The organism is Amycolatopsis sp. SID8362 (assembly GCF_010550475.1).
Taxonomy (GTDB): domain Bacteria; phylum Actinomycetota; class Actinomycetes; order Mycobacteriales; family Pseudonocardiaceae; genus Amycolatopsis; species Amycolatopsis eburnea.
Window position 1 is genome coordinate 43878 of record NZ_JAAGNB010000735.1, and the last position, 22457, is coordinate 66334.

Consider the following 22457-nt stretch of genomic DNA (forward strand, 5'->3'; position numbering starts at 1 on the left):
GGCGGGTAGTGGTCGTGCTCTGGCGCTCGGTTCTCATGTTGCCGGGATCGGCGGGCCTGCTTATCGTTCGCGCGACATCTGTGCCCGCACCACGCGCTGGGGGGTTCCACTTCCCAGCTCGGGGCAGGAACGGGCAGCCCATGAGAGGGACATTACCCAATGATCACCAGACGTGCCGTGTTCGAGCGGCCGGTTCTGAGCCAGCGACACGGCAGTGCACGGGGTGGGGTGAGGCCGCGGCGCGTGCTGGCGATCACCGGTCTCGTGCTTGCGGCGCCGGCGGTCACGGCCGGCCCCGCCCAAGCCGCGCCGACGCCCACCTGCACCGCCACGACGTGCACCGTCACCTATGCGACGGTCGGGGATGACACTTGGGTGGTGCCCGCTGGGGTCACCTCGGCGACGTTCACCGTCTCCGGCGCCGCGGGCGCTGCCGGTGGCACAACAAAGCAAGGAGCCGCTGCGGGCGGCGCTGGTGGGCTCGGCGCCACGGTTGTCGGGACGCTGGCTGTGTCGGTCGGGCAGACCTACCGCGTCAGCGTCGGCGGTGCCGGGACCGTGCAGGCGGGTGGGGTCAGCAGCGGCGGCTCCGGCGGACCGGGAGGCTCAGACCAAGACGCTGAGCTTGCGCCCAGCGGCGGCGGAGGCGGCCACAGCGCCGTCACCCGCGACTCAACCGTCATGATCATCGCGGGGGCTGGCGGAGGCGGCGGCGGGGGAAACCACACTTGCCTCTCCACTCCCCTCATCCGCTGCTTCGATGGCGCCGGCGGCGCAGGGGGCAACGGCGGTGAGATCGGCCAGGACGGAGCCACGAGGGCAGGAGGAGCCCCAGCCGAGGATTTTGGTGGCCACGGGGGCACGGCGACCAGTGGAGGTGCCGGCGGCCCGAAATTCTGTGGCGGCACCTCCGGGGGGGCGTGGACGGCGCGGCGCTGGCCGGTGGTGGGAGCCTGACCGACGGTGGTGGCGGTGGCGGGAGTGGGTGGTTCGGCGGAGGCCAGGGCAGCGGTGAGAGCGGTGCCTGCGGCTTCGCTGGGTACGCGGCCGGTGGCGGCGGGGGCGGCTCCAGCCACGTCAACGGGGCCGTGACGGCAGCCTACGTCACCCCCGGCGCGCGTGCCGGTAATGGCCTCGTGGTGATCAGCTACGCCAAGCCAGCGCCCGCCGCCCACACCGTGACATTCCAACCGGGGAACGGCACCGACACGTTCACCCAGACGGTCAAGGACGGCGCCGCCGCGACCGAACCGACGGCCCCGTCCCGTCAGGGATACACCTTCACCGGCTGGTACACCGCCAAGAGCGGCGGTACCGGGTGGGACTTCTCCACACCGGTGACCGGTGACCTGACCCTGTACGGGCAGTGGACCGCCACCAGCGCTGAACCCGCGCCGACCCCGCCGGTCACGGCCGGGCCGGTCGCCGACCAGCAGCCAGGGCTGGCTTCAACCGGCGTCGAGGTCAGTACCCTGCTGTACTGGGCACTGCCCATGCTGCTCGTCGGCGGCCTGGCCATCGCGGTAACACGACGCCGTCGCACCCGCAACGCACGCTGACACGAGCAGCCACCTGGCCTTCCGGTGCCGCTGTCGGGCTCCAAAGCAGGGAAGCTCGAAGTGGCACCGGCAGTTTGTTCCTCAGTCCATCCTGAGTGACGATCCCGGTGTTCGAGGGTGGACCTCTGCGGACGCTCCTTGACCGCGGTCGGCCAGGCCGGAGCATCCCCGACGACATCGAGAAAGCGGCGGATTTGCCCTGATAGCGAAGCGGTCCCAGGTCCAAGTCCTGGCAGGTCCACGCAGGTCAGAGCCCGGTTCGTGAGTAGCGGACCGGGCTCCTTGCGTGACCTGGGTGCCGAAGTTGGTGACTTGTCCCTCCGGGGGAAGCCTCAGTCTTGTCGGCCATTGCTTGTTCCTCATGCACGTCCACGATGAGGTCTGCACGGGCTGTCGAGCCTGGCGACGAGCTGGTGAGGATGACGTCGGTGAATAGGGTCTTCTCAACGAGTCGCCGATCGATCGTCGGGAGAGCACCGCTGAAGGTCGCGTTGCTGAACGAGGCGACACGGGCGAAGGTCGCACGTTGAACGAAGCGCAGCAGGTGAAGGTTGCGCTGCCGAACGTGGTGGCGGCGTTGAAGGTCAGGCCACTGAGCAGGGCGGCGCTGGTGAAGGTCGCATCGATAAACGGGGCGCCGCGGACGAAAGCCAGGCCGCGGAACGAGGCCTTGTCGTCGAGGACTGCGCTGCGAAACGAAGGCGCCGTCAGTGAAGGTTGCGGCGCTGAACCAGGCGTTGTCGGGGCCGCTCGCCGCCAGATCCGGCCGACTCACCGGGCCCGGCTGCCCCTGCTTCTGCCGTCCCGCTGCGACGGGACGACGGCGCGGGTCTCACACCCGCACCAGGGTCACAGCGCCTCACGGCACAAACGGACTTCGAGCCAGCGCCGACGATTTCCCCACGGACGACCCGCTACCGCGGCCAGCTGCGGTCCCCGCTTGCGGCCCTGTGCACTGCCTGTCACCAGCCGGTGCCCGGTCCGTGTCACAGCTCGGCGTGGTGCCGTTCGGCAAGCAACTTCAGGTTGAGCAACTGCCGTCGAGCCATGACCAGATCGCCGACGGACACCCCGAGCGCCACCCAGCGACTGGTCTGCATGACGATTTTGAACAGCAGCCGCGTCGCGTCGTGGCCCTGCGCCACGAGGACGTAGGACAGGAACGCGCCCATGATGGAGCCCGTCAGCTGCCGCCCCGGGTCGACCGCGACGATCCGGCCCAGCCGGTGCCCGCCGACAGCCGTGAACCTTTCGCCGACGCACGGCTCGGGAAGCTGCACCAGCTCGCGAGGTGAGCGGCGCCCCAGGTTGTCGATCCAGTCGTAGGAATAGGGCGCGAGCCGCACCTGCGCGACCCAGGGCCACACCGCCTCGGCAGGCGCCTGCACGCTCACCCCCCGCCACGCCTCCAGCGCGGGCGAGGTGACGAAGCCATCGCACGGGTAGGAACGCCTGATCTCGCTGTCGCTGACACCCCACCGATCTCCGATCATGCCTCGATCCTCACCCACACCGCCCCCGATGTTCAAGCGGGCTCAGAACGCCTGCGGGCGGGACGTCGGGCCCGCCAACTGGCCGGCGGCGGGGAGCTGGAACTGGCCACTGACACGCTCGGGACGCTGTTGGCGCCATCTCTGCCGTCGGGCCGGCGTTGGACTCCGCCAGGTCGAAGCTTGCTCGCCGGGTACGACGTCCGGGCAACAGCGCGAACCTCGAGTGCGATTTCCGCGAGGGTGCCCGGCGGATGCTGGCCGAGGCGCTGCAGACCGAGGTGGATGCCCAGACGCCGACGAGCGGCAGCGGTTCTCTTCGGCAATCCTGCCGCCGTGGGCGCGCAAGACCCAGAAGGTCACCGAGGTGCTGCCGCTGCTGTACCCGCTGGGCGAGAGCGCTCGCCGCCATCGGGTCTTGCTCATCGCCATCGCCCAGCGGCCGCGGACATTCCGGCGTTGCGCCGGGATCCGGCACTACCCACGCCGTTGGTCCGTTCGGGCGGCAATCGCCGTTGTGGGTTTGAAACCGCGCGTGGACGCGATCCAGTGAGCAGGCAGCAGCCGATCGCACATCGGTGCACGTTCAGAGGAGGCGCGTTGACCGAGGTAGCGGACCGGCCATCTGGCGGGAAGAGATCCGACAGCCGCAGTGACGGGGCCCTCGCCGACGCGGTCCGCGGAGGTGACCTCGCCGCGTACGGCGAGCTCTACACCCGCCACGTCGGCGCCGCGCGCCGTGTCGCCGGGGCGATCGCAGCCACCGAGACCGAGCGCGACGACCTGATCGCGGAAGCCTTCACCCGGATCCTGCGGACCCTCCGCGCGGGCGGCGGCCCGGAGCAGGCCTTCCAGCCCTACCTCCTGACCACGATCCGCAACACGATGATCCAGTGGCACCGGCGGGACTCGGTGCTTTCCCTGGTCCCCGAGGTGCCGGACACGGCCGCGGACGGCGACGACGTGACGGACGTCCGGCTGCACGGCGCGGTTGCCGCCGAGGCGTTCGCCAGCTTGCCCGAGCGGTGGCGGACGGTGCTGTGGCGCACCGAGATCGAAGGTGAGTCACCGGCTCAGGTCGCGCGGTCGATGGAGTTGACGCCGAACGGTGCCGCGGCGCTGGCCTACCGGGCCCGGGAGGGCCTGCGCCAGGCCTACCTGGACCAGCACATCGTCGCCGCCCGGCAGCGAACCTGCCGGGCCGTCGGTGGCCAGCTGGCCAAGTGGGTGCGCGGTGGGCTCACCGAATACCAGGCGCGCCGGGTCACCGCGCACCTGGACTGGTGCGCGGATTGCCGCGAGCTGGCCGGCAGGCTGCGGCGGCTCAACGAGGAACTGTCCGCCACTGTCGTGCCGCTCGTCCTCGGGCTGCCTGCTCTGGTCGCGCCGTGGGTGTCCACCTCGGGTCCGGCTGCCTCGTCCGGCGGAATCATGGCGAGCGCGTCCGCCGCCGGTACGTCGGCACTGTCGTGGGTCGCGGTGGTCAAAGCGGCCGTCGTCGGCGCGGCCGTCGTCGCGGTCGCGGCGTTCAGCGTCCCTGCCTCGGCGCCTCCACCCGTGGCCGGTGGCGCGCCGTCCCAGCCTGTCCAGGCGCGTCCCGCCAGAATTGTCCCGATGCCGGCCGAGCCGCCCGGAGAATCCTCGCCCTCCGCACAGCCCTCTGGTTCGGCATCGGGCGGAGGGGTGGCGGGCCACGCTGCGAAACCGAAGAAAAACGCATTGAATGCGCCGGCGCCGAACAGGGTGAAGGGCAATTCCCAAGCGAAACGAGGCTCCGGAAAGAAGGAAATCCGAGGGAGAAGCCGACGCGGTGCGGAAATCGGGAAAGCTGTGCCACGACCACAGAGGCGCTGCGGCGGAAGCCGCTTCGCGATGGCAACAACCGATTTGCTGGTGAATCTGCGATGGGCGGTCACCTCGCATTCGCCCAGAGGCGGCACCTCGGCACAGGCGATGTGCACGAGTGCGCCGTCCTCGACCGGCGTTCGAGCAGTTGAGGCTCGGTGACGGGCGGGCCGGAGGTCGAGTTGCCGCATCGCCGATCTCTACCCCGGCCGCGCCAAGACCGACGCCGGGACGCATTCATCATCGCCGACGCGGCCCGGTCGCTGCCCCACACGCTGCGCCCGGTCGATGTAGGCGATCAGGCGTTGGCCGATGCCCGGCATCGGCGTCAGGACCGCCGCTCACATCCTGCTCGAGGTCGGCGACGCCTCCCACTTTGCCAGTTCGGGGCATCTGGCGGCATCGCCCCCGTCACCCGCAGCTCCGGAACGTCGACCAAGGGCGAGCATCCGGCTCGGACGGGCAACCGCCAGCTCACACGCGCGTTCTTCCTGGCTGCTGTCCGACCCGACCAGCAGGGCCTACGATCGCAAACGCGCCGAAGGCAAGAAGCGCAACGCCGCACTCGTCTGCCTGGCCCGCCGCCGCTGCGACGTCCTCTACGCCTTGCTCCGCAACGGCGGCCTCAACCAGCCCCCCGCGGCATGGCAACCTGTGAGACTGCGCGGGCGGCCTGGTGGTCATAGGCCCCCCGAGCTCAGGAGCGCAGACTGGGTGCAGGAGTCAAGCGGGGATGACGGTGAAACGGGTGCACGCCGGGTGCTGTATGAGACCGCCTGGGTGATGTTCTGGGCGGTGACGCACATCTGGCACCGGGCTGGCCTGCGGGCCGGCGCCATTCGAGCCCTTGGGGTCAGGCACACGAATTGCCGCGAGCCGAGACCTGCTGGTCAACAAAGCCGGAAACGCCGACCACGGGATAGCCCCGACGGTCCCCCGAATGCGGAGATGGCCCGGCGGGGGGCGGACGTGCAGGAGAACGTTCCCGCTGGTTTGCCTTCCGGGACACCAGGCGGGTGTGGGTGAAACATAGACTAAGGGGTACGCTGAGGAGGGACGATGGATGAGGTCGACACGTTACTCAGGTCGGGTAGCTACGATTATTCGCACAACACGAATCCAGTCTCGACGGCAGTGAGCCGGCCATCCAGATAGGTCAGGAAACGGCCGCCGAGTTCGCCAAAGCGCTTGCTGCCGACGGAATCGGTGTCGCGTTGACCGACCCGGCTGTCTCCGATGAGATCATCCGGAGTGCCGCTGCGGCATCATTGTGGTAGCAATGATGACCGCGGCCCTACTGTCGTGATTTTGGAGGATTAATGCCGAGCGTGCACCAACAATCCCATCTCGTCCAGGCTTTTGGTAAGTTGCCGCCGGAGCAGCTTCAGCAGATCCAGTGCAATCCAGGGATTGTCGGCGAAGTGGTCGCAGCGGCACAGGCACCTGCGCCGGAATCCGGATACGGAGTTTCGATCACGACAGCGGCACCGCAGCAGGCGCCGCAGCGGCAGCAGCTGGTGCAGCAGCACGTGCCCCAGCAGGCGTCGCCGCCCCAGCCCCAGCCCCAGCCCCAGCCCCAGCAGCCGCCGCAGCGGCACCAGCCGCCGCAGCAGCAGGCTCCGCAGCGGCAGGTGCAGCAGTTCTTCGAGGCGCGTCAGACCCGAGTAAAGAAGACGCCAACTTTCGCGCTGCGCCTCACGCGCAAGTCAGATAAGCCTGAGTATGAAACGAAGAGTCTTACGCTGGCGCAAGCGCTCGTCGAATGGCAGTACAACGTTACCTGGAAGCCGGAGCACAGCTTGAATCCACTTGGCGGCTTGGCGATGATTGGAGGTGTTGATGTAGTCCAGAAGACCAGTGGAATACGCAAGGGTGGCAAAGGAGAGTCCGGGAAGGAAAAAGAGGAAGCGTTGGATTCTGCCGTTACAAAGTGGCGGAAAAACTACCAAGTGCGCTTGGCAAACCTTGCGAATCTCACTCGTCAAGATCAGGTGAAGGTGCTTCGCCAAGCACTTGCTGCGGCGAAAGAGATCGCTAATACGTTCCAGGTTGACAGTTGGGAGATTGATCCTTGGATCAATCTTGTCTGACCTCGTCGTATAAGGACGAACTCGGGGTGATGTACATCGCCGATCACAAGGCCGTCGGCGGTTGAGACCTGGTGTGATGTCCAGGGACGTTGTCCCGAGTTGAGGTGATCAGTGGCGGCCTGTCGTGCTGACAGGTGAAGGCCTCCGGATGTGAAGTGGAGCTGTCGAGGAACCACATCACCTGTCCGGAGGCCTTCGTGTCTCACCCTAACGCCACCCTTGCCCCATGCACCCGGCTGCGACTGGCCCGGCTGATCGTGGAGCAGGGCTGGACCTGCACGGCAGCGGCGAAGATTGTTCATGGTCGCCGCCAACCGGCAAGATTCTGGGTGAACTTTCATCTGGATGACCGGATGATCACGGGTCCGGCCGGTGACTCGGTGCGGCGCGCAACCAGTAGGCGCTTCAGCGATGCATGGGCAGTTGATTGTGTCCGTGACGTGTCCCTTTCGGACACGTCCGACCCACCGCTATGGGCGGAAGCTGGACCAGGTTGGCTTGGGCCGGGACTGCGAAGCGTCCAGGAGGGCAGCACGGATGACTATCATCGTGAAGGGGCATGGCTGGGCTCCTGACGAGGATCTCACTTTTGTTCCCATCGGCCAGACGGTCAGGACATACACCGCAGACACCGTGGCGCTGAGCTCGAACATCGCGTTGTTCGCGCTGCTCGATGGGGCCGGGCAGCCGGGCAGGAAGATCACCGGACCGATCAGGAATTACCAGCTGGGACGGCAGGATGACGAATTTGTCGCCAAGTGGACTGCGCTGGCTGGCGACAGCGGCGTGGAGATTCTGTGGGTGGGTACCAACCTCCCGGACGGTATCCGGATGTGCGGGCACGATAACCCCCATGGGGCGACGAGACTCTGCGACGAGGCGGGTAAGCACATCTGCCTGGACGGGACAACCCAGGAGCATGCCTTTCCTCGGAAGGTGATGGAGCCCAGCTGCGAGGGGATGCGACGGCACATCTGCTCGGGTGTCCTCGGCCGCCTGTCACCGGACTGGGTGGAGGACATCGCTCTGGTCGCCTGCCTCGGCGAGGCTCCCACTATTCCGGTGAGAGGCTTGCTCGGTAGCCGGCGTGGGAATTCACACAATGACTCTGGGAAACCCGATCTGCACGTCGATACGGAATACGACTTCACCAGGGCGCAGTTTGAAGGAATACCGCCCCGGCGGAATCTCGCCACTTCCTCTGCTGCGGCGGACTTGGCGGGAGTAGTCCCCGTCAATCCAGACGATAGTCCCACAGCGTACGTGGTGCGCCGGATCTCGAAACAGCCCGCCGACCTGGTGGCAATCGCCGAGGCGGAAGCCTACGTCGACCGTCTTCCGCAAGCGACGATGAGCCTGCTGATCAACGATAACCGGATCTCAAGCTGGCTGCGTGCGCGGTGGATCAAAATCTACGCTGAGCAAGGCGAACTGGATCAAATGGTCGGACAATTGGCCTCGAACATCCCCCGGCTGGATGCGATCATGGAATGGCTGACCAAGGTGCCCTGGTACGGCGACGCCCTCGATCGAGCCTGTGTTGGTGACGAGGATCGCCTGGTTCACGAGGTAGACAAGTTTGATGAAGACATCGCATTCAGATTAAAGGATGCGATAGGGCGTCGTTTTAAGACGAGGTTTGGCACGGTGCAGGCTGGTCAAGAATTCGCGGCTCGCACTCGGCTGGGTAGTGCCAAGTGGCTGACGCCTGACTCGCGGGTGGCTGAAGACGTCTACCAGTCTGTGCGGAGCGGTGATCTGTACTCGGTGTTCGTACTGCTAGGGGTCAGGGGTAAGGAGGCGGGGGAGGTGGAGGGTGTGCTGGATCACCTGGTGACGAAACCGGGATACGGCGAGGCCCTGGACGCCGCCGCGCAACAGAATCCCGCGCAGTTCTGGGAACTGTTCGGCTACTCCGAGGTGGCGGTGCAGGTGGGATTGCTGGGGCGCGTGGTGTTGCGTGAACTGATCGACCAGCATCTCTGGACCCTGCTGACATCCGGCGACACCCTGCAGACCGAAGCCGATGTCGACGCCCTGCCCGACCAGACGCGCCAGACCCTCTACGCCAATAGCGGCTGGCTCGGCCCTTGGCAGCGTGTACGCGTGATCGCCTACCACGCCGGCCAAGACGAGATTGAGCAGTTGTTTCAGCTGCTTCGTGACAACATCGGCGATTTCGACATGATCTTGGAGCTCATCAACACCATCCCCGTCTATCGCCAGGCACTCGACGACACCGCCGGCCGTAACGCTGACGCTTTCGCCGCCCAACTCGAACTCGTCGACGAAACCATCGGCGGCAAGCTTCGGGAGAATTTCAGCTGGATCATCTGATTCACAGACTTCCCGCACCGTCCGGGCCGCGGCGGCGTCACCGCCGCCGATCCAGACTTCGCGCATCCCGCGAGGTGTCCGCGGCTTCCTGGCCACATCGAGCCCGTCGCACCGGTGAACTGCTGTGCACGCGGACATGACAAGGGGCTGTCTGCTCCTTGATGAAAGTCTGCAGGTCCGGGTCGTTGCCGGAGTTGAGCGGGAGGCGCTAGGCGAGGCGCCACGGCCAGCAGGGTCTTCGCTTCCGTCCCTCACGACCCGAGGTGCCATTCAGGTTATACGCTGATCGGCATGGACGCCAAGGTTCGTCATGTTCGTATCGAGGGGGTATTGAATAGCGGCCTCGGCCATGTCGTCATGCAGTCGTACATCAGCTACATTGTATTTGAGGCGGGCGGCCTCCTTGACCACGTCCCCACGGGTCAGACTACGGGAAATGTCGGTTCGTTCAGTATCAGACGGGTGGCGCTTGGCTTTTTCCCCGCCCAATTTTGCAACGGCTTTTATCGCCTCGGTCAGGTCGGTAAGTTCCTCCGGATCCGTGAAGGCGTTCAGGGATGTCGCAGTGTTGTACAAATTCAGTGCCGCATTTCTGAAAGCCTCGTGTGCGATCCCCGGGAAAATTTGTCCCGAGAGATTCGCGGCAGCGGACGCGTTCTGGTCGGGATCGGAACGCGACTGATTTTGCGTAGCCAGGTTGCGATTGCGCTCCTTGAGCAATTTGATGGAAGTCTCCAGAGAGTTTGCCGCATTGGTGAGATTGTCTTTTATATCACAGGGTCCATATGACGCAGCTTCGCGCCGCGCTAGTGTGAGTATTTTGTTCGCATTGTCGATGACTTTCTCTGAATAGGGATTAGTTGCGAGTTCCGCTCTGCAGAGGTCGACCTGAGGCAACATTTCTGATTTGAACGAGCACGAGTTTCCCATGACAATATCCTCTTGGATGAATATAGCGTGCGTTCGCCAGCTAGTGTGTCACTTGGTGGCGATGGCGCGGATGGTCGCTGCGAGATCATTGAGTTTGGCTATCACTTCGTCGACGCTGGCGTCCTCCTCGGCAAGGCTCTGATAGAAGTCGTCGACGACTGCCCGTTGTATCTCGTCGGCGGCGTCGGGCGTCCACGAGGCCGCTCGGTGGGAGACTTTGGTCCAGATGGCCTCCCATGCTTGGTTGGCCTCTTCTGGACTCGGATTGCTCAGTTCGACCAGGACGCGGACGTAGATGGCGTTGGATTCGTCCATGACTGATACTTCGGCCGCGGCTTCGTCATCCGCGACTGACGGCGCGGCCATCGTGTCGAACGGCTGCCAGTCGGTGGTCGGGGTGTCGCGCGTGGGTGCCCAAAGCCACTCGTCAGAGCCCGCGGCAACGGGTCGGGCGAATACTTCTCCGTAGGGGACGGCTGTGAGTGCGGCCCGGAGATCTTCGAGGTAAGTTCCCTCGTCTTCCCCGGCCGATACCGTCGCGACAAGCGCGTCGAACTGGTCCAGGCTGTTGCTGTTGTTCAACGCCACAACTGTCCGCATATCGGCGACGGTGGAGCATGTGCACAGATCGGCCTGGACCTCCTCGAGTCGCGCGAAGAGATCGGCAAACGCTTCGATGTCGGCAATCACCGGGAGAACACCTCTTACGAATACCCGCAAGGATTTAGTCCCCATGTTGGAGGCTCGCCCGTCCGGGCGGGCCTTACAAGTATAACATTCAAGGGTATCACTCTGCTCTTCCATATTGTTCTGGGAACCTGCAGCGAATGTGGTTTGACGCAACGGATCTGCGACGCCACGGCCATCTCGGCCGATGAGGGATAGCGAGCAGTGCCGCAGCTCGGCAGGGCCTGCTGACGTCAAACATGACGACCGGTACGGCCCGGCGAGTGCACCGAAGTTGCCCACCGGCACTCAGACGGGAAGCAATCAGTGCCCTTTCGGGCAGCGGCGGCGGGTCTGTGATGCCTCTTTGGGCGAGCGTGGCCAATGTCTTGGCGGAAAGTGGGCTGCTGCCCGACACGTCCGCGGTCGCCGCTGCATTGTGGACGCGTGTAACTTGAGCGTCGGTCGCCCGCCCGTGCTGAACGGCCCGAAGTGGCATCGAGACGTCGACCACTGCGGGGAGACAGGCTCGCCGCCCGGCCGGCGGTGGAGATCCGCCTACGGGTGCGTACCGAAGGGCTGACGTTGACCGATGCCGAGGCCACGATCAAGACTCACATCCGGTGCCGATTCCGTCCACGTGGCGACGAGTCAAATGGGCAGCTGCGAGTGCCTTCGGATGCTGTGGCGGGGGCGGGCAGGCAGGCTTCCGGACATGAGGAACTGCGCGCCAGTGTGGGGTTGTAGCTGATTCTGGTCCGGTCGATTCCGTGCTATTATCCGGGATAATTCGTCGCACGGTGAGCGGCGTGACTTTGTTTGCTCACGGTGCACTTATCGGGTAGGGGAGCTATGGACAACGCTCGGTCGAACTCGACATCGGGGAATGCCTTGCGGCGCTTCTTCGCGGGGAGGTCGCAGCAAGAAGTTGAACAGATCGCGCGAAATCCGAATCTCTTCCGGGAACTGATCGTGAAATCCATCCTGGTTCCTTCCCCTGCTACCAGGGATGTCCACGCTGCGGCACTGGTCGCGCCCCGGCTTGTTCGCCTCTTTCCTGACCGGTGGGCCGACGCTTATGTCAAGCACCGGAGTGACGAGCTGTTCAAGGCGGGGCAGCTCCGGGGGTACATTCCGCCCTTGGCCAACACCGACGTAGCCATGATCGCGGGCGACGTTCGTGACCGGGTGGCCCCGGCGAAGAGTGGCCATGCTCATCAGTGTCTGAGCGAAATCGAGGCGGTGGTCGGCGAGGCGCATCGTCGAGGGTATGACATTTCTCTTGGGGAAGTTCAGGAGGCCATAGGTGAGCTTGCCTGCGCGATCGCTCGTGCGGAGAGGGACCCGATCAACGATGGGCATTCATTGTCGGACTGGGCACCGTGAAGACGAATCAGTTGCTGGATAAAGATCAAAGCCATGGCGCACCGTGTAGGCGTTGAAGCGCAGTGTTGCCGGTGTGGCGGAAATCGCCGTAGACGACCTTGCCGGACGAGGGGTGCGGCGGCTGTAGCCATGGTCAGCGCGCCGCTCGTGGCGACGGGCCGATGCTCGAACGAAGGCGCACGAAGACCTCTAAGGGGTCAGGACGAGGCGGAACTGGGGTCCAAGGACGGTGTGGAACGGAGGTCCACGCTCGTCACCTTGGGAGTGGCCAGTGGTGCCGCCGCCGGCATCACCGGGACGACGAAACTCAGGACGAGTGACGGGCGCACGGCGAGGCCGAGCTCGGTCCAGATGTGCAGTGGCGGCGCCTCCGCGTTCGACGCCATGTTCAGCGGAATCGCTTCGTCGAACTCGGTCAGGAAGCCGTGCAGGCATTCCTTGGGCAGGACCGGCGCTTGGGCGTGCCGGCGCAGAGCGGAGCCGAGCAGACGGTGTTCGGTCCGGCAGTCCTCGGACCAGGCGGTGATGAGGTAGGAAAGCCGGTACCGTTGGATCGGCAGCCGCGTGCTCGTCACCTTGCCGTCGCGGTCCCGCATCCGCACCACTGCGGCCTGCAGGGTGGGTGCCTCGGAATCGATCCGATACAGAAACAGGTTGACGACAGAGCCTTCGCGCGGGGCAGGCGGGTCGAACGAGATCACGGAGTCAGACGGCAGGCCGCCTTTCAGCCACGCTGCCACGGACGCATCGGCCTCGTCAATCATACCGCCTAGTCTGGGCGGCGCCGGAGCACTCCAGGAGATACGCGCGGGCACAGCCGCGGACGGAAAGCGATGTCCGCAGGGGCAGCCCGATCTGTCCTTGTAAATGTTCGCGTGATCGTCTCGCGAGGCCGCGACGGCTGCAATGCTCGACCGGGTCCGGAGCGCCAACTCATGTCATCTGGGAGTGACGATGCCCAACTACTTGTCACCAGGTGTGTACGTGGAGGAAGTCTCCTCCGGGTCACGGCCTATCGAGGGGGTCGGAACCGCGGTCGCTGGTTTCGTGGGATTCACCGAGAAGGGCCCGGTGAACGAGCCGACACTCGTCACGAACTGGACCCAGTTCACCAGGGCGTTCGGCGGCTTCCTCGAGCACGGTTATCTGCCGCATTCGGTCTACGGTTATTTCCTGAACGGTGGCGGATCGGCCTACATCGTCCGGTTGCCGGGCGGCGACGGCACGGCCACCGAGGCGCACGCGGCCGCGGAGATCCCGTCCGCCGAGCATGAGGGCAAAGCGTCGTTCGCCGTCCGGGCGGTGACCAGTGGTTCCTCCGGGGACCGGCTCACGGTCAAGGTGGGCGAAGCCACCGAGAAGGCGGCCGACGCGTTCAAGATCGAGGTTCAGCGCGACGGGAAGACCGAAGAGACGTTCGACAACCTCACCACGCGTCGTGGGGCGGCCAACGTCGCCACCGTGCTGGCGAAGCAGTCGAAGCTCATCGAACTGGTCGAGACCAAAGGCGAGCGGCTGTCGGCGCCCAAACCCGGGAGCCAGATCCAGCTGGCCGGGGGGAACCTGCCCGCACGGCGGTCACTGGGCAGCAAGGCCTACATCGGGGACACCGCCGATCGCACGGGCTTCAGCGGGCTCGAGATGATCGAGGACATCACGATGCTGTGCGTGCCCGACCTCATGTCCGCCTACCAGCGCGGGCTGGTGGACGAAGACGGGGTCAAAGCTGTCCAGCTCGCCATGATCGCTCACTGCGAGCTGATGGCTGACCGGGTAGCGGTACTCGATCCTCCGCCGAGCCTGGGGGCGCAGCAAGTCGCCGAGTGGCGCACGGAGCTGGCCGGGTACGACTCGAAATACGCGGCTCTGTACTGGCCGTGGCTACGGGTCATGGACCCGGAGAGTGGCGCACCGCTCAGTGTGCCGCCCAGTGGGCACGTCGCCGGCGTGTGGGCGCGCAGCGATGACAGCAGGGGAGTGCACAAGGCGCCGGCGAACGAGGTGACCCGTGGTGTGATCGCGCCCGAAACGAAGATCACCAAGGGGGAACAGGACCTGCTCAACCCGATCGGGGTGAACTGCATCAGGTCGTTCCCGGGGCAGGGGATCCGGGTGTGGGGCGCGCGCACCCTGGCCAGTGACCCGTTGTGGCGGTACGTGAACGTGCGCCGCCTGTTCAACTTTGTCGAGAAGTCGATCCTCATGGGCACCAACTGGGTGGTCTTCGAACCCAATGACGAGTACCTGTGGGAATCCGTCACGCGAACGATCACGATGTTCCTGCGGCAGGTCTGGCGGAGTGGGGCCTTGATCGGGCGTACGCCGGAAGAAGCTTTCTTTGTCAAATGTGACGGGGAGAACAACCCGCCGGAGAGTCGTGATACCGGAATGCTGTACGTCGAAATCGGCATCGCCCCGGTGAAGCCGGCGGAGTTCGTCGTGTTCAGGATTTCACAGTTCGCCCAGGGTGCGGCGCTCGAAGAATAAATAGGTAATCGTTGAAAAGGTGATGGCATGACGAGTATGAACGGTAACAGCGCGCACGCGGCGATCAGCGCCGCCCGGTTCGTGATCAGTGTGACGGGCCTTGCTGGTGACAGCACCAATATCGCGTTCTCCGAGCTCAGTGGGATCAAAATGGAGGTGGAGGAGGCTGAATACGTATCTGCGACAAAGTCGGGGATATCGCTGGCCAAGCTTTATGGAAAGACGAAGCCTTGCGAGGTCAGCCTGAAGCGAGGTCTTGACCAGGATTCCAGTCTGTGGATGTGGCACCAGCTCGTGCAGGAGAAAAGCCCGTCGGCGCGGAAGTCGTGCTCCCTCTTGTTGCAGGACTCGGCAGGAAACACCAAGGCCACGTATCACCTGGAGAACGCTTGGCCGTCCAAGCTCGATGTGGATGGGCTGAAGGCCGGATCGAGTGAGACGGTGAAGATGTCGGTCGTCCTGAAGTGCGACAGCATCCACTTCTCGCCCGGCGTCCGCGTGTGACCGCGGAGCGCGTGATGACGACTGCGGCGGCCTTGCCGGGTACGGGTGGTTCGGATGCCGTTATCCGCACGGAGTATCCGTTCGTGCTGCCGCGCGGATACGTCGACGAGCAGGGCGCGTTGCACCGTACCGGTGCGATGCGGCTGGCCACCGCCAAGGATGAACTTTCCGCGCAGCAGCAGCCGAAGGTGCAGCAGAATTCCGCGTACCTGTCGGTCTACTTGCTCGCCTCGACGGTGACGTCGCTCGGTTCGGTTTCGCCGGTGGATCCGTTCGTCATCGAGAACCTGTTCGCGTCCGACATGGCGTTTCTGCAGGATCTGTACCGGCGGATCAACCAGGCGGGAAACACGGAAGTGGATGTGCGGTGCCCGTCGTGCAGTCACGAGTTCGTGATCGACGTGGCGGGTGATGCGCCGGGGGAATCCTGACCTGTCGCGCGGAACGTCTGTGGGAGGAGATCGTGTATCTCGGCTACTACTTGCATTGGTCATTCGCCGAGATCGCCGGGCTCGACCACCGTTCGCGACGGCAGGTCATCGACGAAGTCGGAAAGATCAACACGGAGCTCGGCGGCGAATGACGGAGACACCGGCCAGACGTCGACCGGCAAGTCCCGTCCTGAACTGTCGGAGGTAGTTCGATGCGGTGGCCTTTTCGTCGCAGGGGAAGCGCCACGGCCGAGGCGGTTCGTCAGGAGGCACCTGGGGGGTCGCCTGGCGAACGGGTCCGGAGCCGGGCCTGGACGCGGGTGCCCCCGCTCCCGCAGACGTTGCTGGCCCCGCCGACAACTGTTGACGACTCGTGGGACGCGCTGGCCGCGGGGCCGGAAGCCGGTCTTCTCCGACATGTCCCTGCGCGCTTCGACGCCGCCGAGCGGCCACGCGGGCAAGTCACAGGCTTGACCTCGACGGTGCGGGGGATCGCCCCCGACGTCGAAGACGAGGTGAGCGCGGGCGCGGTGAACGAGCTGCCGCACGTGGAACGGCGGCGTGTTGCGGTGGTCCGCGAACCGGACCGGGGCCGGGCCGCCGGCTTCAATCGGGCGGTCGAGCCGTTCGTGTTCGCGGCGCGCGTAGCGGCGAGGCCGTACCGGCCGGACCCGTGGCTGCGCCAGTTGACTTTGAGGCGGGACGAGGAACTGGGCGTCGATTGGTCTGCCCGGCCGCATTGGCAGACCCCTGAGCGTGAGCCCGAGGTGCCTGCCTCGCCGCCCCCGGCAGCTCCGGTCGCGGCCCCCCTGACCGTGGAGGCTGAGCCGCAGCTTCGACGGCGGGCGAACCTGGCGGAGAGCCGGCGGCTCGGATATGGGTTGCGGGGTCGTCGCATCGGCGACGAAGGAGCTGCGTCAGCTGACGCAGGGACCGTACCTGAGCAGCCGGCGGAAGGCGCCGGAGAGCCAGAGGGCGCGCAGGCCCACCTCGCGGTGGAGCGGGCTTCTCGTGATGTGGTGGTGGCTCCGGAGGGTGATCCGCTCACCCAAGTGCAAGAGGTTGCCGACAGTGGGCCACCGGATGTCACGACGGAACCCTCAACCGTGCGCCACCCGGTGCCGGCTCGCAGCAGAATAGACGAAAGTGTCGGCCAGGTTTCCCGCCCGGACGCTGTGAGCATCCCAGTGGAGCCGTCACTGCCGGCCGAAATCCCGAGGCCGCCGGCGCCTGCACCCGGGACCGCCGTGGCGCGGGCCGAGGGATTGCCGTCGGGGCGTTCGCCATCAGACGGCGTGCTCGACCGTGAGCCGCACCATTCCGGTTCCGTCCCTGGTGAGGCAGGGCACTCTCCGCGGCCTGAGGTGCCATCCACGGTGGACCTGGGAACGGCTCCCTTGATTCGGCGAGCTTCCCGGGCGTCGGTGGCGAGCTCGCACGAGTCGGAGGAGCAGGCGGACGTCGAGTCAAGCCGGCCGGAGACTGGCACGCTGCCCATTGTCGCGGCGGAGCGGGCTTCTCGTGATGTGGTGGTGGCTGCGGAGGGTGATCCGCTCACCCAAGTGCAAGAGGTTGCCGACGCTGGGCCAGCGGGTGTCACGACGGAGCCTCCAGCTGGGCACGGCCCGGTGCCGGCTCGCAGCGGAAAAGACGACAGTGGCGGCCGGGTTTCGCGCCCGGCCGCCGTGAGCGTCCCGCCGGAGCCGGCGGTGCCGGCCGAAATCGCTAGGCCGCAGGCGCCTGCACCCGAGACCGGCGTGGTGCGGGCCGAGGGGTTGCCGTCGGGGCGTTCGCCATCAGGCGGCGTGCTCGATCGTGACTTCGCCATTGGCGAACCGAGTCGGCGGCAGGAGGAGACGCCCCTCCTCCTGCCGCCGCACCATTCCGGTTCCGTCCCCAGTGAGGCAGGGCACTCTCCGCGGCCTGAGGTGCCATCCACGGTGGACCCGGGAACGGCTCCCCTGATTCGGCGAGCGTCCCGGGCGTCGGTGGCGAACTCGCACGAGCCGGAGCAGGCGGACGTCGTGGAGGATCTCGGTGCGACCGAGCCAAGTCGGCCGGAGACCGGCAGGGTGCCCGTCGACTTCGCTGAGCAGGGGAGCAGCCACCGCCTGGCGGCATCCTTGCGGGAGACCGCCTCGACAGCGCGGCCTGGCGACGGCCCGCTGCGCTGGCATGGCCGGTCGTCGGAGGATCCGGGTGCTGTTGTGGGACAACTGGCCGAGGATCGCGGTGCGCGATCGGGGGAAAGTCGGGTTGTTCCACAAACGGCTGGTGGGCCAGGAAGCGCGAAGGGCCGAGTCGAACCGGTGGGCAGGTATCACCAACCGGCGCCGCGTCCAGTGCTCGACCGGTTCCGTCAGCTGAGCCGGGTGGACGTCGGCGACATCCGGGTGTGGCGTGGTCCCGAGGTCACCGCACAGGCTCGCCGGCTCGGTGCCCGCGGGTACACCGAAAAAGGCGAGGTGTACATCCCGGACGAGGCAGGCGCGCTGGAGGGATCTGCGGCGCCGCTCCTGGCGCACGAACTCGCCCACGTGGTGCATCAACGTACCTATGGGGCGGCGTTGCCCGCCGAGGGCACCACGGCGGGAAGGCTGATCGAGGACGAAGCGATCGCCGTCGAGCAATCGTTCGGCGGTTCGGCGCCCTTGGTACACCGTCACCGGCAGCTTGCCGAGGTGCCGGAGCTGGTCGCGGCCGGAGGGGTGGCGGCCGGGCTGCAACGGGCCGTGGAATTCGGAGATGTGGCGGATACCGCGGTGCGACTCTCGACCACGCCGGAACCGATCAGCGCCGACTTTTCTTCGACGTTCGTCGCACAGCCCGGGGTTTCTCAAAATTCAGAGCGGCTGGCCGAAGCACTGCGCTCCCTCACGCTGAGGGAAACCGCCGTTCCGGAAGCTGGCGGTGCGTCGTCGCCGGCGGTCGGACCGATACCGGCAGCCGAGGAGCCGGTGCACTGGGAGGCGCTTGTCGGAAGGCTGGCTGAAAAGCCTCCGCGGCGATGGGTCGACCTGGATTCCTACGACGACCTCGAGGAGATCGCCGACCGGCTTTACGAGCGGCTCCACCGCCGCTTTCGGCTGGGGCTCCTGATAGACCGGGAACGGTCAGGCACCTTGACGGACTTTCGGTGAGGAGAGCACATGTCCAGTACGACGGCGGCGACTCCGCACGCATCCAGCCTCGCCCACCACTTCGTCGTGAAAATCGAACACGGCAATTACGACCTGGGCAGCTGGGCGTCGGCCAGTGGCCTGTCGGTGACGTGGTCGCCATGCGAATACCGAGCCGGCGACACCGGGAACGCGGTGTGGATCCATCCGGGGAACACCAAGTACGAACACATCAAACTCAGCCGTGCGGCATGCGCGGATTCTTCGACTGTGCAAAAATGGCTGGTCAGCACGTCGCGGGGCGAGCAGCCGCTCAGCGGCGCCGTCCAGTTGGTCGACTGGCAGAACAAGCCGGTCGTGACGTGGACGCTCAAGCAGTTCTTTCCCATCGGATGGTCGATCACGGAGCTCAACGCCGGCGGGCAGTCCCGGGTCGCGATGGAGACGCTGCAACTGGCTCACTCCGGGTTCCTGGACGACGAAACCAGCGCGGGTGGAGGCGCGGGCAGCAGTGGGGCCTGATCGCGGAATTCGCTCCTCGGATCACTCAAGGAGGTGGCACTGAATGACGACAGCGCTGACCAACAAGCGCCTCGGGCTCGCCATGCGCTTCGTCGTCGAGATCGACGGCCTCAACCTGGGGCAGTGGGCTTCATGCAAGGGGCTGGCCGTCAAGTGCAAACCGTTCATGCTGCGTGAGCGGGGTAATGCCTTCTACGACGAAGTGTTGCCTGGTGAGATCTCCTTCACGCCGATCACGCTGGAACGAGCGATGGACGCCACAAGTTCCAAAACCGTGCAGGAGTGGCTGCGGTCGACCTTCGAGAACTGGCTCGACAACACCTCGGCTGAGCCGTATCGAGGCGGAACAGCGAGGATCACGTTGCTGGACGGCGCCGGCCAGACAGTGATGACGTGGTCGCTGATCGGCGTGTACCCGACGGCCTGGACCGGTCCCACACTGTCGGCGAAGGACAACAACGTGGCGATCGAGACGCTTGAGTTGACCCACGAGGGATTCTTCTGAGGAGGTGGCCATGGCCATTCAGTCGTCGGCGCCGGTCATGCGCGCCAAACTGAAGCAGCTCGTGGGCGGTAGCGAGACAGTTCAGTTCCAGTTCAATCCCGAAACCGTGCGGATCACTCAGGCGAACTTCAACTCTACCGGAGGGGTTCAGGGGGCAAGCTTTCAGGAGGCATTGACGCGAGCTTCGCAACTCGACATCACTCTCGACAAGGTGATTTTTGCCGGTAGTGATGCAAAAAAAATGACCGACCAGTTACTTGTCTGGCTCAGGCCGCTGGATGACAAGTCGAGTGGTTCCACTGTCAGGACCTTTATGTTGCCGGTGTTGGAGCTTTCCTGGGGTAGTTCCAAGGGCTTGCATTACAAAGTTCTTCTGTCTTCGCTCACGTTGAATTATGAACGATTTCTGGCTGGTGGGCAGCCGGTGCAAATTTCCGCGAACATGACGTTGAAGGAATACCTGGACGAGCTTCCGCCGATGAACCCGACTTCCGGCGGCCTTCCCGGCCGGGCGCAGCACACCGTGGTCGCCGAGGACAACCTGCCGCGCATCGCGCAAACCACCTACGGCAGTCCGCGGAACTGGCGCGCCATCGCCGAAGCCAACGGGGTCGACGATCCGCTGCGGCTGAGCTCGGGCCGACGGCTGTTGCTGCCCGGCCCGGACGAACTGCGAGAGAAGAGCGCGCCATGACCGAAACGCAGACGCCGCTGGGTATGACCCCACCCACCGTCCGGGCGAAGATCGTGGTCGGGGCCGGCGGTTCGGCGCTGCCCGCGCGGGTCAGTTCGCGGGTCGTGCGGACCGTCGTCGACCTCGACGCGCAGCTTCCGGGCATGTTCGAGATCACCCTCGACGACCGCGACGGCGAAACGCTGTCGCGAGCCGGGATCTCCATGGGCACCACCATCGAGGTTTGGGGCAGCTCGGTGGCGGAGTCCGAGCCGCGGATGCTGATCACCGGTGAGGTCACCTCGATCGAGGGCCTGCTGTACGGCTTGTCGATCACCACCGTCGTCCGCGGCTACACGAAGACGCACCGGCTGCAACGGGCTCGCCGTACCCGGACGTTCGTCAACATGACCGATGCCGACGTGGCCCGTGAGATCGCCGTGGAAGCGGGCCTCGAGCCCGGCCTGATCCCTCCGACCACCACGACGTTCGAGTACCTCGCTCAGGTCAACCAGACCGACTGGGATTTCCTGACCGACCGCGCGAACGAGATCGGGTACGAATTCGGCATCGCGACAACTGGAACCTTCTACTTCCGGCCGGCTTCGACGGTGAAGGAGCCGGCTCATCCGGAGCCGGTCGAGGCGACGTTCCCCCATGACCTGCTGGCGTTCCGGCCCCGGATGACCGCCGGGAACCTGCCTGCCGGCGTCGAGGTCCGGGCCTGGGACCCGCTGGCCGCGCGGGCCGTCGCCGTTCCGGGAAAGTTCCCGGAACCGGAGTCGTCGCTGGGCGCGCCTACCGCGTCATCCACCGGAAGCAAGTTCACGCCCACCGAGTTGGACGTCTCGGTGGAGACGGACATGGCCCCGGGACAGTATCTCGGGCCCAAGCCCAGCACGACCGCGTTCGTCGTGTCCGATCGCCCGCTGGCGAATGGCACAGCCATCCAGTCCGCTGTGGACGCTGCCGCCCAAGGGCTCGCGAAACAGGTGGGCAGTACTTTCACCGAAGCCGAAGGGGATGCCATCGGCAACCCCGCGATTCAACCCGGGGTGGCGCTGGAAGTGACCGGCGTGCAGCGGGAGTTCGCGTGCCGATGGCTGATCACCCACGCCCGGCACGTGTTCGACGACAGCGAGCACGGGTATCGGACGGCGTTCGCCGCGAACGGCCTGCAGGACCGGTCTCTGCTCGGGCTGACGAGCCGGGCCACCACCCGCACGCGGTCGCGGATCGACGGCGTCGTGTGCGGAATCGTCAGCAACTGCACCGATACCCTCGGCAAGGGACGGGTGAAGGCCGTGTTGCCGTGGCTCTCCCCGACGTTCGAGACGGACTGGGCCCCGGTCGTCCAGTTCGGTGCGGGCCAGCGGACGGGTTCCTGCTTCCTCCCGGAGGTCGGGGACGAGGTGCTGCTCGCGTTCGAACAAGGCGATCCGTGCCGTCCCTACGTGTTCGGCGGGTTGCTGAACAACCACAGCCGTTGGGACCTGGGCGGTCCGCCGGTCGAGGGAGCCGGGCCGGTCGGCGACGTGGTCCGGCGAGGCTTCGTCTCCAGTTCGGGCAACGGGCTGATCTTCCACGACGAACTGCCGCCACCGCCGGACAGCGAGCCAGTCGCGGCTTCCGGAGTCCATCTGGGGTCGAAGGGCGGTGAACTCGCTCTCGCCTTCGACCAGGTGGAGTGCACGGCGAAGCTGACGTGCGACCCGGTGCCCGGTACCAGCGCGTCGCCGGCCGGGCGCCTGTCGATCGGCGCGACCGATGGGGTGGTGTCCGTTTCGGCCGGCCCGGAGGGCGAGGTGACAGTGGACGGCGGGGCCCGCCTCACTTTGAAAGCCACGACTTCGATCTCCATCGAAAGCATGGGGGTCGTGACCATCAAGGGCACCGAGATCAGGTTGAACTAG

At 65.8% G+C, this 22457-nt stretch carries 18 protein-coding genes and 1 pseudogene; 15 read left to right on the top strand and 4 right to left on the bottom strand.

Features of this window, described 5'->3' with window-relative positions:
* Positions 1-920 precede the first annotated feature (920 nt).
* On the top strand, positions 921-1559 hold the full coding sequence (locus tag G3I65_RS57455; protein WP_309235635.1) for an InlB B-repeat-containing protein: 639 nt from the start codon (positions 921-923) through the stop codon (positions 1557-1559).
* Between the two features lie 986 nt (positions 1560-2545).
* On the opposite strand, the gene G3I65_RS22655 is transcribed toward G3I65_RS57455, so the two are convergent.
* Positions 2546-3052: a polyketide cyclase gene (locus G3I65_RS22655; RefSeq protein ID WP_160697880.1), complete on the bottom strand. Its 507-nt coding sequence runs from the start codon at positions 3050-3052 to the stop codon at positions 2546-2548.
* Positions 3053-3508: 456 nt separating this feature from the next.
* Between G3I65_RS22655 and G3I65_RS22660 the strand changes: the two genes are divergently transcribed.
* The 4 genes and pseudogenes from G3I65_RS22660 (at position 3509) to G3I65_RS22675 (ending at position 9321) form a co-directional block, all read left to right on the top strand.
* A complete protein-coding gene (locus tag G3I65_RS22660; protein ID WP_239071380.1) occupies positions 3509-5056 on the top strand; it encodes a sigma-70 family RNA polymerase sigma factor in 1548 nt (515 codons plus the stop codon).
* A gap of 150 nt (positions 5057-5206) precedes the next feature.
* Positions 5207-5580 (top strand): annotated as a pseudogene (locus tag G3I65_RS22665) (transposase).
* A gap of 633 nt (positions 5581-6213) precedes the next feature.
* A complete protein-coding gene (locus G3I65_RS22670) occupies positions 6214-6984 on the top strand; it encodes a hypothetical protein (RefSeq protein WP_160697882.1) in 771 nt (256 codons plus the stop codon).
* A gap of 537 nt (positions 6985-7521) precedes the next feature.
* On the top strand, positions 7522-9321 hold the full coding sequence (locus tag G3I65_RS22675; protein WP_160697883.1) for a hypothetical protein: 1800 nt from the start codon (positions 7522-7524) through the stop codon (positions 9319-9321).
* A 270-nt stretch (positions 9322-9591) separates the two neighbouring features.
* Here the strand turns inward: G3I65_RS22675 and G3I65_RS22680 are convergent, their stop codons facing one another.
* Positions 9592-10251 (bottom strand): hypothetical protein, encoded by a 660-nt coding sequence (locus tag G3I65_RS22680; RefSeq protein ID WP_160697884.1) that lies wholly within the window; start codon positions 10249-10251, stop codon positions 9592-9594.
* 48 nt (positions 10252-10299) lie between these two features.
* Positions 10300-10941 carry a hypothetical protein gene (locus G3I65_RS22685; RefSeq protein ID WP_160697885.1) on the bottom strand — a complete coding sequence of 214 codons (642 nt, stop codon included), beginning with the start codon at positions 10939-10941 and terminating at the stop codon, positions 10300-10302.
* An 828-nt stretch (positions 10942-11769) separates the two neighbouring features.
* Between G3I65_RS22685 and G3I65_RS22690 the strand changes: the two genes are divergently transcribed.
* A complete protein-coding gene (locus G3I65_RS22690) occupies positions 11770-12303 on the top strand; it encodes a hypothetical protein (protein ID WP_160697886.1) in 534 nt (177 codons plus the stop codon).
* A gap of 197 nt (positions 12304-12500) precedes the next feature.
* Here the strand turns inward: G3I65_RS22690 and G3I65_RS22695 are convergent, their stop codons facing one another.
* Complete coding sequence (locus tag G3I65_RS22695) at positions 12501-13067, bottom strand: Pvc16 family protein (RefSeq protein WP_160697887.1); 567 nt, start codon at positions 13065-13067, stop codon at positions 12501-12503.
* A gap of 190 nt (positions 13068-13257) precedes the next feature.
* Between G3I65_RS22695 and G3I65_RS22700 the strand changes: the two genes are divergently transcribed.
* Genes G3I65_RS22700 through G3I65_RS22735 form a run of 9 tightly spaced genes read left to right on the top strand, consistent with a single transcriptional unit; the run spans position 13258 to position 22457 of the window.
* Entirely contained in the window at positions 13258-14790 is a 1533-nt protein-coding gene (locus G3I65_RS22700; protein WP_160697888.1) for a phage tail sheath subtilisin-like domain-containing protein, read from the top strand.
* Positions 14791-14817: 27 nt separating this feature from the next.
* Positions 14818-15294 (top strand): phage tail protein, encoded by a 477-nt coding sequence (locus G3I65_RS22705; protein ID WP_160697889.1) that lies wholly within the window; start codon positions 14818-14820, stop codon positions 15292-15294.
* Between the two features lie 14 nt (positions 15295-15308).
* Entirely contained in the window at positions 15309-15725 is a 417-nt protein-coding gene (locus G3I65_RS22710; protein WP_160697890.1) for a phage tail assembly protein, read from the top strand.
* Between the two features lie 32 nt (positions 15726-15757).
* The gene (locus G3I65_RS59065) at positions 15758-15877 is read left to right on the top strand and encodes a hypothetical protein (protein ID WP_375336707.1); all 120 of its coding nucleotides are present in this window, start codon (positions 15758-15760) and stop codon (positions 15875-15877) included.
* Positions 15878-15937: 60 nt separating this feature from the next.
* A complete protein-coding gene (locus G3I65_RS57460; protein WP_239071381.1) occupies positions 15938-18865 on the top strand; it encodes a DUF4157 domain-containing protein in 2928 nt (975 codons plus the stop codon).
* Between the two features lie 9 nt (positions 18866-18874).
* Positions 18875-19366, top strand: a complete 492-nt coding sequence (locus tag G3I65_RS22720) for a phage tail protein (protein ID WP_160697892.1) — start codon at positions 18875-18877, stop codon at positions 19364-19366.
* 43 nt (positions 19367-19409) lie between these two features.
* Positions 19410-19871: a phage tail protein gene (locus tag G3I65_RS22725; protein ID WP_160697893.1), complete on the top strand. Its 462-nt coding sequence runs from the start codon at positions 19410-19412 to the stop codon at positions 19869-19871.
* A gap of 10 nt (positions 19872-19881) precedes the next feature.
* Entirely contained in the window at positions 19882-20565 is a 684-nt protein-coding gene (locus tag G3I65_RS22730; RefSeq protein ID WP_160697894.1) for a LysM peptidoglycan-binding domain-containing protein, read from the top strand.
* Positions 20562-22457 carry a VgrG-related protein gene (locus G3I65_RS22735; protein WP_160697895.1) on the top strand — a complete coding sequence of 632 codons (1896 nt, stop codon included), beginning with the start codon at positions 20562-20564 and terminating at the stop codon, positions 22455-22457. The genes G3I65_RS22730 and G3I65_RS22735 overlap by 4 nt, the downstream gene beginning before the upstream one ends.